Genomic DNA, 9,487 nt, shown 5'->3' on the forward strand with positions numbered 1-9,487 from the left:
TAGTTAGCGACAATCGGCGCTTCTGTGGGGGTGTTATGTGGTTGAGAAGTAAGCAGAAAACAACTGTAGCGGTGGATTGAAGTGATTTGCAAACTGTACTTGTAGACTGTCTGGTCGTTCGTTTCTCAGCCTGATTCCGGATCTCTGAAATGACAAAACCCGTCGGCAGTTACCTGCGACGGGTCTTGTATGGAGCAATTCGGGTTGCTGGAGGGAGACCTATGGTCTGAGACCAGCGAGCGCTAGCTTAGCGCCAGAACGGCTTGCTCAACTCTTCGTAACGTTGCGATTCGCTAATCCCGGCGTCAGCCAGCAAACGTGCGTCCAGACGAGCCAGTTGGTGGCGGCTGGAGATGCGACGCTGCCAAAGCATCAGGTTGGCGAAAGCGCGAAGAGGCCATGCAGCTTTAGCGGTTGAAGCGGTATTTTCGTAGAACAGGTCGGAACTGAGTGTACGTTCCATGATGACTTCCTTCCGCTTGTGGCGGGTTTAGATAGTGGCTTGACTGGTGCCAATCTTCCTCCCTCTTGGCCAGTCCCTCCAGACACAGTTCACTTCAATTGTGCTGGTCCAGTTAACTGTTTATAGGGACTGTTTTGTTCGTATTTGGGGTAACTGTACTGGTCTGCACTTTAATGGCGCATTTTCGTGCTAATCAGGGGGTTTTTTCGATTTGAAAGCCTGGAAATGACCGGTACAGCAGTACAGTTTTCTGATTTAAGGGAAACATTGGGGTAGCTGACAGCACGAAAAAATCGTTGTCAGCTACCCACTCCAAAATCAGAGAGGCTGCATGCGCCCTGTTTCTTCCAGATTGATGTGCCAGCTGAGTGCTTCGCGCAGTACGTGTGGAGTGTGACCACCTATTTTGCAGGCTGCCGCGAAGTAGGCGTTGAGTGCTTCGCGATAATCCGGGTGCACACAGTTGTCGATAATCACCCGTGCGCGCTCCCGTGGTGCCAGGCCGCGCAAGTCAGCCAGGCCTTGCTCGGTCACCAGGATATCCACGTCATGTTCAGTGTGATCGACATGGCTGACCATCGGCACAACGCTGGAGATCGCACCGCCCTTGGCAATAGACTTGGTGACAAAAATCGCCAAGTGCGCGTTACGGGCAAAATCTCCCGAACCGCCAATGCCATTCATCATCCGCGTGCCGCAGACGTGGGTGGAGTTGACGTTGCCGTACAGGTCGAATTCCAGTGCGGTGTTGATGCCGATAATCCCCAGGCGGCGAATGACCTCAGGATGGTTTGAGATCTCCTGTGGACGCAGCACCAGCTGTGGCTTGTAGTGCTCCAGCTTGTTGAACACTTCGTCGTGCTTGGCGGCAGACAAGGTGATGGAGCTGCCAGATGCAAAGATCAGTTTGCCGGAGTCGAACAAGTCAAATGTCGAATCCTGAAGCACTTCGGAGTACATGGTCATGTCATGGAACGGTGAGTCCAGCAGACCGTGCATCACTGCGTTGGCGATGGTGCCAATGCCTGCCTGAAGTGGCATCAGGCTGTTGGTCAACCGATCTGCGCGCACTTCGCTTTTGAAAAACTCCACCAAGTGGCTGGCGATAGCCTGTGTTTCTTCGTCAGGTGGCAGGACTGTCGAGTGCGAGTCAGGTTGATTGCTGATCACAATGCCGATGATCTTCGCCGGGTCGATCTGCACGGCGTGGCTGCCGATGCGGCTGTCAGGCTTCAGTACCGGGATCGGCAGGCGGGTTGGACGGTAGCTTGGGATGTAGATGTCGTGCAGGCCTTCCAGCTCAAGTGGCTGAGCAAGGTTGATCTCGACGATCACTTCTTTGGCCAGAATGGCGAAGCTGGCTGAGTTGCCCACCGAAGTACTCAGGATCAGATGCCCTTCTTCGGTGATGGCCACGCATTCGATCACAGCCAGGTCAACGGCTTTGATCTGGCGGTTACGTAACTGCTCAACGGTGTCGGACAGATGCTGATCGATAAACATCACCGAGCCATCGTTGATTGCTTTGCGCAGGGTGCTGTCGACCTGAAACGGCATGCGACGGGACAGCACACCGGCTTCGGTCAATTGTTTATCGAGGTCATTGCCGAGGCTGGCGCCGGTCATCAGGCTGATTTTCAGCGGAGACACTTTGGCGCGCTCGGCCAGTGCCTGAGGCACAGCCTTGGCTTCGCCTGCACGGGTAAAGCCGCTCATACCGACGGTCATGCCGTCCTGGATCAGGGCTGCGGCATCTGCCGCGCTCATCACCTTGTTGAGCAGAGAAGGCAAGCGGATACGGTCACGGTACATGGATTTTCATCTCGGGCGGTGGAAGCAAGACCTGCAGTCTAGTGAGTTGAGCATTTTTCGTCCCGCTACCATGGTCGCATTCACGTGCTCTAATTATAGTGCGTGATGTAAAACACCGTTGTGACAGATGTAAAAATCCCCGGCGATTTCGGTGCCAGGGATTGTTTTGAAGCGTGCACTTGCAGCGTGCCAGTATCGAAGCGTTATTCGATGGCTTTGACCATGTCCTCAATCACTTTCTTGGCATCGCCGAACACCATCATGGTTTTGTCCAGGTAGAACAGTTCGTTGTCCAGGCCTGCATAGCCGCTGGCCATAGAGCGCTTGTTGACGATCACGGTCTTGGCTTTGTAAGCCTCAAGGATCGGCATCCCGGCAATTGGCGATTTAGGGTCATTCTTCGCTGCCGGGTTGACCACGTCGTTGGCGCCCAGCACCAGAACCACGTCAGCCTGGCCGAACTCGGAGTTGATGTCCTCCATCTCGAACACCTGGTCGTAAGGCACTTCTGCCTCGGCCAGCAGTACGTTCATGTGCCCCGGCATCCGCCCTGCAACCGGATGAATGGCGTACTTCACCGTGATGCCACGATGGGTGAGCTTCTCTGTGAGCTCCTTTAGTGCGTGTTGCGCCCGAGCCACTGCCAAGCCATAGCCTGGAACGATGATCACCGTGTCGGCGTTGCTCAGGAGGAAGGTGGCGTCATCTGCCGAACCGGATTTGACCGGCCGCGCTTCTTTGTCACCCGCTGGGCCCGCCGCGTCCGCATGACCGCCGAAGCCGCCGCCGATGACGTTGAAGAACGAGCGGTTCATCGCCTTGCACATGATGTACGAGAGGATTGCACCCGAAGAGCCCACCAGCGAACCGGCGATGATCAGCATCGAGTTGTTCAGCGAGAAACCGATCCCTGCCGCTGCCCAGCCCGAATAGCTGTTTAGCATCGACACCACGACCGGCATGTCTGCGCCGCCGATAGGGATGATCAGCAGCACGCCGAGAACGAACGCCAACGCCAGCATCAGGGCGAACGCATTCAGATTGCCGCTCACTATAAAGATGACGCCAAACGTCAGTGTCGCCAGGCCAATGGCCAGGTTAAGTTTATGCTGGCCGGCAAACTGTACGGGTGCGCCCTGGAACAGGCGGAATTTGTACTTGCCCGAGAGCTTGCCGAAAGCGATCACCGAACCGGAGAAAGTGATGGCGCCAATGGCGGCCCCGAGGAACAGTTCCAGACGGTTGCCCGCTGGAATGGCGTCACCCAGGTGCCGAACGATGCCCAGCGATTGCGGCTCGACGACGGCTGCGATGGCGATGAACACAGCTGCCAGGCCGATCATGCTGTGCATGAAGGCGACCAGTTCCGGCATCTTGGTCATTTCAACGCGCTTGGCCATGATCGAACCGGCCGTGCCGCCGACCAACAGGCCAAAGATGATGTAGCCAATGCCGGGGGCGGCCATCTCGGAGCCGAGTTTGTAGACCAGGCCAACGGTGGTGATCACTGCCAGCGCCATGCCGAGCATGCCGAACAGGTTGCCGCGTCGCGATGTGGTGGGGTGAGACAAGCCCTTGAGCGCCTGAATGAAGCAGATCGAGGCGATCAGGTACAGCGTAGTGACCAGATTCATGCTCATGGCTTCTGCACCTCAACCTTGGCTTTGGGTGCTTTTTTCTTGAACATTTCCAGCATGCGTCGGGTGACCAGGAAGCCACCGAACACATTCACGGCAGCCAGCGTCACCGCCAGGGTGCCCATGGTCTTGCCCAGCGGCGTTACGGTCAGCGCGGCGGCCAACATGGCGCCGACGATGACAATGGCCGAGATGGCGTTAGTCACGGCCATCAGTGGCGTGTGCAGTGCAGGCGTTACGTTCCAGACCACGTGATAACCGACATAAATCGCCAGCACGAAGATGATCAGGTTGTAGATGCCAGGGGAGATCAGCTCTTCCATTATTTTTATCCTTAGCCGTTCTTGCGGATGACTTGGCCGTCGCGGCACATCAGGCACGCGGCGACGATGTCGTCTTCGAGATTGATCTGCAGCTGCCCTTCAGGGGTGAACAGCAGCTTCATGAAGTCCAGCAGGTTGCGTGCGTAGAGCGCAGAGGCATCAGCCGCGACCATCGCAGGCAGGTTGGTATAGCCGACGATGGTCACGCCGTGTGCGCTGACTACTTGATCGGCCACGGTCAGTGGGCAGTTGCCGCCCTGAGCCGCCGCAAGATCAATGACGACCGAGCCTGGTTTCATCTGCGCGACGGTCTCGGCGCTGAGCAGCACAGGCGCCTTGCGACCCGGAATCAACGCGGTGGTGATCACGATGTCGGCCAGTTTGGCGCGCTCGTGGACCGCGACGGCCTGGCGTTGCATCCAGCTGGCCGGCATCGGCCGGGCGTAACCGCCGACGCCGACCGCGCATTCACGCTCTTCGTCAGTCTCGTAAGGCACGTCGACGAACTTGGCGCCGAGGGATTCGATTTGTTCCTTCACCGCAGGACGCACGTCGGATGCTTCGATCACCGCGCCCAGACGCTTGGCGGTGGCAATCGCCTGCAGCCCCGCTACACCGGCACCAAGGATCAGCACGCGGGCGGCCTTCACGGTACCTGCAGCAGTCATCAGCATCGGCATGAAGCGCGGATAGTGATGCGCGGCCACCAGCACGGCTTTATAGCCGGCGATGTTGGCTTGCGAGGACAGCACGTCGAGGCTTTGCGCGCGCGAGGTACGCGGCGCGGCTTCAAGGGCGAAGGCGGTAATGCCGCACTCTGCCATCTTGCCAATCGTTTCGTTGTTGAACGGATTGAGCATGCCCACGACGATCGTGCCGCTCTTGATGTGGGTCAGCTCGCTGTCGCTGGGTGCGACAACTTTGAGAATCAGCTCGGCACCGAAGGCATCCGTGGCGCTACCAATGGTGGCGCCCGCCGCTTCATAGGCACTGTCCGGAACACTGGCAGTGACGCCTGCGCCGCTTTGCACAGTGACCCGATGGCCTTGGCCGATCAGCTTCTTAATGGTTTCCGGGGTTGCGGCAACCCGCGTTTCACCCGCATGGGTTTCGAGAGGAATACCAATGTGCACGTTATATCTCCTGCGTAATCTTTTTATCTTGTTATCTATTTTAAATAGGCCAGCGCACTACGGATGGTGCTGCCGGGGCGTCAGATCAGCGCGATCCCGCCGTGAAAGGCGGGGGCGGCATTTTGCAGGCGAAGTTTGATCCCTTCAACAAGTTCTGAACTGTGACTGAATATTAACTACAAGTCACCCTGTGACTCAATGTCGCAAGGCCAGGGCTAACGCTCATGATTGCCGGGCCCGCAGGGACTTTTAATGAGGTTTAATAAAATTCAGGATTCGCAGTGTGAATAACCCTACGGTGCTTTAACTCAAGCTGCAGTCCGCGGTTTCAGGCTTTTTGAGCCATTACCGATGCCATCCGTACAGTTGATGTAAAAGCGATATATTCGTACATCTGTAGGCGTCTCTAGCAGCTGACTACAAGGTCAGTTAATGGCTGCGGGCCGCTCGGTGATTAGCGCATAGCTATGAGCCTGTCCCACGAGCCAGTCGCGAAATGCGCGTAAAGACGCTGATTCCACCTTTCGCTCCGGAATCATCAGGTAATAGGCCTTGATACTCGATAGCGCGTGGGTGTTGGCAATGACCAAGCGCTTCTCGGCCAGTTCGCGCTGGATCAGGAAGGGCGGAATCAAGGCAATCCCCATCTCGTGCATGGCGGCTTGGGCAAGCATGGAGAATAGCTCGTAACGCGGCCCTGTCATGTCGCGGGGAATATTCAGGTTCAGAGAGCCGAACCACTGGCGCCAGGCATAGGGGCGTGTGGTTTGTTGCAGCAAAGGTAATTCAGCAATTGCCTGTGCGCTCAGCGTGTCGAAATTGCCCAAAAGATTGGGGCTGCACACCGGCATCGGGTTTTCCCCCATCAGCCGATGTGACTCGGTACCGGACCAGTCCGCGTCACCAAAATAGATCGCTGCGTCGAAGTCGGTGTCGGCAAACAGAAATGGCCGCGTGCGGTTGGTGAGATTGACCGTTACGTCGGGATGGCATTGCTGGAAATCCTTGAGTCGCGGCAGCAACCACTGAGTGCCAAAGGTCGGCACAACCGCCAGCTCAATCACGTTAGCGCCCTGCTGACCCATGACCGATAGCGTGTCACGCTCGACCGCATCCAGTTGTGTTGCCACGCGACGACTATAAGAAAGCCCGGCTTCGGTCAGTTTCACGCCGCGGCGTGAGCGTCGGAAGAGTTCGACATTAAGGAACTCTTCCAAACCGGCGATCTGTCGGCAAATGGCGCCTTGAGTGAGGGAAAGCTCTTGCGCCGCCTTGGTAAAGCTCTCGTGTCGGGCTGCCGCCTCGAAGCTGATGAGTGCGGTTGTGCTGGGGATCTTTCTGCGCATGTACCTCTACCTCACTAGTCGATCACCGGAAAAAGCCTTTTTTGATCGTCACGGAGTGAGAAATTAGCACAACAGCATGCAAAATCCTCGTTTGCCGTATTCCTTAAGCCAGCCTAGGATCAGTCCCACGACTTTTGACCAATCTTCACGAGGACTCGCTCATGGGCGGCAAAGCAAGCTTCAACTGGATCGACCCGCTGTTGCTGGATCAACAGCTCACTGAAGAAGAGCGCATGGTGCGTGACAGCGCTGAACAGTTTGCCCGTGACAAGCTGGCACCGCGTGTTCTTGAAGCCTTTCGCCATGAACATACTGATCCTGCCATTTTTCGCGAAATGGGTGAAATAGGTCTGTTGGGCGCGACCATCCCTGAGCAATACGGCGGCAGCGGTCTGAATTACGTGTGCTACGGCTTGATCGCTCGCGAAGTTGAGCGCGTCGACTCCGGCTATCGCTCCATGATGAGTGTTCAGTCCTCTCTGGTGATGGTGCCAATCAACGAATTCGGTACCGAAGCACAGAAACAGAAATACCTGCCCAAGCTGGCCACCGGCGAATGGATTGGTTGTTTCGGTCTTACCGAGCCTAACCACGGCTCCGATCCGGGCGCGATGATTACCCGTGCCAAGAAGGTTGACGGCGGCTATCGCCTGTCTGGCAGCAAAATGTGGATCACTAACAGCCCGATTGCGGATGTATTCGTTGTCTGGGGTAAAGACGATGCGGGCGACATTCGCGGTTTCGTTCTGGAAAAAGGCTGGGCGGGCCTGACTGCGCCGGCTATCCACGGCAAGGTGGGTCTGCGTGCCTCGATCACTGGCGAGATCGTGATGGACAACGTGTTCGTGCCCGAAGAAAACATCTTCCCGGACGTCCGTGGCTTGAAAGGTCCTTTCACCTGTCTTAACTCGGCACGTTACGGGATTTCGTGGGGCGCGTTGGGGGCTGCCGAGTTCTGCTGGCACACCGCACGTCAATACACCCTGGATCGTCATCAGTTCGGGCGCCCGTTGGCGGCGACTCAGCTCATCCAGAAGAAGCTGGCTGACATGCAGACTGAAATCACCTTGGCCTTGCAGGGATGCTTGCGCTTGGGTCGGATGAAAGACGAAGGCACTGCTGCGGTCGAAATCACCTCGATGATGAAGCGCAACTCATGCGGCAAGTCTCTGGACATTGCACGGATGGCGCGGGACATGTTGGGCGGCAATGGCATCTCCGACGAGTTCGGTGTTGCCCGTCATTTGGTCAACCTGGAAGTCGTGAATACCTATGAAGGTACCCATGACGTCCATGCGCTGATCCTGGGTCGTGCACAGACTGGCATTCAAGCCTTCTATTAAGTAGCGGCTTTCAGCTTTCTATCTATAAAGGAAAAGGAGTCAGCCGATGGGCGCGCTTTCACATCTACGGGTCCTCGACTTGTCGCGGGTTCTTGCTGGACCTTGGGCCGGACAGATTCTTGCTGACCTCGGTGCCGAGGTGATCAAGGTCGAACGCCCAGGCAATGGCGATGACACTCGCGCCTGGGGCCCTCCGTTCCTTAAGGACGCCGAGGGCGAGAACACCAGTGAAGCGGCGTATTACCTGTCGGCCAACAGGAACAAGCAGTCAGTCACCATAGACTTCACCCGGCCTGAGGGTCAGAAGTTGGTGCGGGAGCTGGCTGCCAAGTCCGACATCGTCATCGAGAACTTCAAGGTCGGTGGGTTGGCGGCATATGGCTTGGACTATGAGGCGCTAAAAGCCATCAATCCCAAGCTTATCTATTGCTCGATCACCGGGTTTGGCCAAAGCGGTCCTTATGCCAAGCGGGCCGGCTACGATTTCATGATTCAAGGCCTTGGTGGTTTGATGAGCCTTACGGGGCGTCCGGAGGGTGATGAGGGCGCCGGGCCGGTCAAGGTCGGTGTGGCGCTGACGGACATTCTTACCGGGCTCTATTCGACGGTTGCGATTCTGGCGGCTCTCGCTCACCGGGATCAGGGCGGTGTTGGTCAGCATATCGATATGGCTTTGCTTGATGTGCAAGTGGCTTGTCTGGCCAATCAGGCGATGAACTACCTGACGACCGGGGTGGCGCCACGCAGGTTGGGCAACGCTCATCCCAATATCGTGCCGTACCAGGATTTTCCCACTGCTGATGGCAACTTCATCCTTACGGTGGGTAATGACGGTCAGTTCAGAAAGTTCGCCGAGGTTGCCGGGCAACCGCAGTGGGCTGAAGATCCGCGCTTCCTGACTAATAACCTGCGCGTTGCCCATAGGGCCGAACTGATCCCTCTCATCCGCCAGGCGACGGTTTTCAAGACCACCGCTGAATGGGTGACTGCGCTCGAGCGTGCCGGCGTGCCGTGTGGGCCGATTAACGACCTGGCACAGGTGTTTGCTGATCCACAGGTTCAGGCGCGCGGGCTGGCTATTACTATGCCGCACGCGCTGGCCGGAAGTGTGCCTCAGGTCGCCAGCCCTATCCGGTTGTCTGAGACGCCGGTTGAGTATCGTCTTGCCCCGCCGCTATTGGGTGAACATACGTTGGAGGTATTAGAGCGTGTCCTGGGTCTGGATGCCGACGCTGTAGATGTTCTGCGCCAGGCAGGTGTGCTGTAGCCATATAGCTATATATAGAGGGCTGATTTAAGGCTATCCATTAGCGTTTACTGGCATGTTTTACCAATGTGACAGGTTTATGAAATTAGGTGTTGACGCCCCAGCTAATCTCTCTATAATTCGCACCTCTTCCGGAGCAGATGAAACGGAAAACTCCTTGTAA

General features: G+C 56.8%; 8 protein-coding genes. 2 read left to right on the plus strand and 6 right to left on the minus strand.

What is annotated here, in order from left to right:
* Nucleotides 1-247: 247 nt before the first annotated feature.
* The 6 genes from QN399_RS17265 to QN399_RS17290 form a co-directional block, all read right to left on the minus strand.
* Nucleotides 248-463 carry a DUF1127 domain-containing protein gene (locus tag QN399_RS17265; RefSeq protein ID WP_219063263.1) on the minus strand — a complete coding sequence of 72 codons (216 nt, stop codon included), beginning with the start codon at nucleotides 461-463 and terminating at the stop codon, nucleotides 248-250.
* Between the two features lie 318 nt (nucleotides 464-781).
* A complete protein-coding gene (locus QN399_RS17270) occupies nucleotides 782-2,275 on the minus strand; it encodes an acetyl-CoA hydrolase/transferase family protein (RefSeq protein WP_322177212.1) in 1,494 nt (497 codons plus the stop codon).
* Between the two features lie 203 nt (nucleotides 2,276-2,478).
* Nucleotides 2,479-3,915: an NAD(P)(+) transhydrogenase (Re/Si-specific) subunit beta gene (locus tag QN399_RS17275; protein ID WP_322177213.1), complete on the minus strand. Its 1,437-nt coding sequence runs from the start codon at nucleotides 3,913-3,915 to the stop codon at nucleotides 2,479-2,481.
* The gene (locus tag QN399_RS17280) at nucleotides 3,912-4,235 is read right to left on the minus strand and encodes an NAD(P) transhydrogenase subunit alpha (RefSeq protein ID WP_219063260.1); all 324 of its coding nucleotides are present in this window, start codon (nucleotides 4,233-4,235) and stop codon (nucleotides 3,912-3,914) included. Before QN399_RS17280 ends, QN399_RS17275 begins: the two co-directional genes overlap by 4 nt.
* 11 nt (nucleotides 4,236-4,246) lie before the next feature.
* Nucleotides 4,247-5,368: a Re/Si-specific NAD(P)(+) transhydrogenase subunit alpha gene (locus QN399_RS17285; RefSeq protein WP_322218782.1), complete on the minus strand. Its 1,122-nt coding sequence runs from the start codon at nucleotides 5,366-5,368 to the stop codon at nucleotides 4,247-4,249.
* A gap of 425 nt (nucleotides 5,369-5,793) precedes the next feature.
* Nucleotides 5,794-6,714: a LysR family transcriptional regulator gene (locus tag QN399_RS17290; RefSeq protein ID WP_322177216.1), complete on the minus strand. Its 921-nt coding sequence runs from the start codon at nucleotides 6,712-6,714 to the stop codon at nucleotides 5,794-5,796.
* Between the two features lie 161 nt (nucleotides 6,715-6,875).
* Here QN399_RS17290 and QN399_RS17295 point away from each other — a divergent pair, with 161 nt between their 5' ends.
* Together QN399_RS17295 and QN399_RS17300 are read left to right on the plus strand one after the other, a co-directional pair.
* A complete protein-coding gene (locus QN399_RS17295; RefSeq protein ID WP_322177217.1) occupies nucleotides 6,876-8,057 on the plus strand; it encodes an acyl-CoA dehydrogenase in 1,182 nt (393 codons plus the stop codon).
* A gap of 46 nt (nucleotides 8,058-8,103) precedes the next feature.
* A complete protein-coding gene (locus QN399_RS17300) occupies nucleotides 8,104-9,324 on the plus strand; it encodes a CaiB/BaiF CoA-transferase family protein (protein ID WP_322218785.1) in 1,221 nt (406 codons plus the stop codon).
* Nucleotides 9,325-9,487: the final 163 nt, after the last annotated feature.

The sequence above is a fragment of the Pseudomonas sp. 10C3 genome (assembly GCF_036346185.1).
GTDB lineage: Bacteria > Pseudomonadota > Gammaproteobacteria > Pseudomonadales > Pseudomonadaceae > Aquipseudomonas.

Coding starts and splice junctions, on each gene's coding strand:
- QN399_RS17265 (WP_219063263.1), bottom strand. CDS start 463: ATGGAACGTACACTCAGTTCCGACCTGTTCTACGAAAATACCGCTTCA.
- QN399_RS17270 (WP_322177212.1), bottom strand. CDS start 2,275: ATGTACCGTGACCGTATCCGCTTGCCTTCTCTGCTCAACAAGGTGATG.
- QN399_RS17275 (WP_322177213.1), bottom strand. CDS start 3,915: ATGAGCATGAATCTGGTCACTACGCTGTACCTGATCGCCTCGATCTGC.
- QN399_RS17280 (WP_219063260.1), bottom strand. CDS start 4,235: ATGGAAGAGCTGATCTCCCCTGGCATCTACAACCTGATCATCTTCGTG.
- QN399_RS17290 (WP_322177216.1), bottom strand. CDS start 6,714: ATGCGCAGAAAGATCCCCAGCACAACCGCACTCATCAGCTTCGAGGCG.
- QN399_RS17295 (WP_322177217.1), top strand. CDS start 6,876: ATGGGCGGCAAAGCAAGCTTCAACTGGATCGACCCGCTGTTGCTGGAT.
- QN399_RS17300 (WP_322218785.1), top strand. CDS start 8,104: ATGGGCGCGCTTTCACATCTACGGGTCCTCGACTTGTCGCGGGTTCTT.